General features: G+C 37.2%; 2 tRNA genes. Both read right to left on the bottom strand.

Annotated features, from left to right (window positions below):
* Window positions 1–5 precede the first annotated feature (5 nt).
* A tRNA-Met gene (locus BOQ64_RS22710) sits at window positions 6–79 on the bottom strand.
* Window positions 80–321: 242 nt separating this feature from the next.
* A tRNA-Met gene (locus BOQ64_RS22705) sits at window positions 322–395 on the bottom strand.
* Window positions 396–414: the final 19 nt, after the last annotated feature.

The raw sequence follows: 414 nt of genomic DNA, 5'->3' as shown, positions 1-414 counted from the left end.
TTTTGTAGCGAAGACGGGAATTGAACCCGTGACCTCAGGGTTATGAATCCTGCGCTCTAACCAACTGAGCTACCTCGCCGTTTTGGTGGTGCAAATATAAAAAAAATAATTTTATCTGAATCCTTATTACAACAATAAAGTTTAAATATCTTTTACATGAAACAAACTCAACAAGATATTACTACAATCTAAATAAAGCTGAAGCCTTCAGATGACATTTTATAGGCAGGGTGAGCAATTATGAGGAAAATAATTCTGAAAAATGAAAGCAATTATATAAAAATGAAAACCGCAACCATTTATGAATGATTGCGGTTTTTGTAGCGAAGACGGGAATTGAACCCGTGACCTCAGGGTTATGAATCCTGCGCTCTAACCAACTGAGCTACCTCGCCGTTTTGGTGGTGCAAATAT

It is taken from the genome of Chryseobacterium sp. CH25 (genome assembly GCF_004119455.1).
GTDB lineage: Bacteria > Bacteroidota > Bacteroidia > Flavobacteriales > Weeksellaceae > Chryseobacterium.
This window is presented reverse-complemented; position numbering and strand designations above follow the sequence as displayed.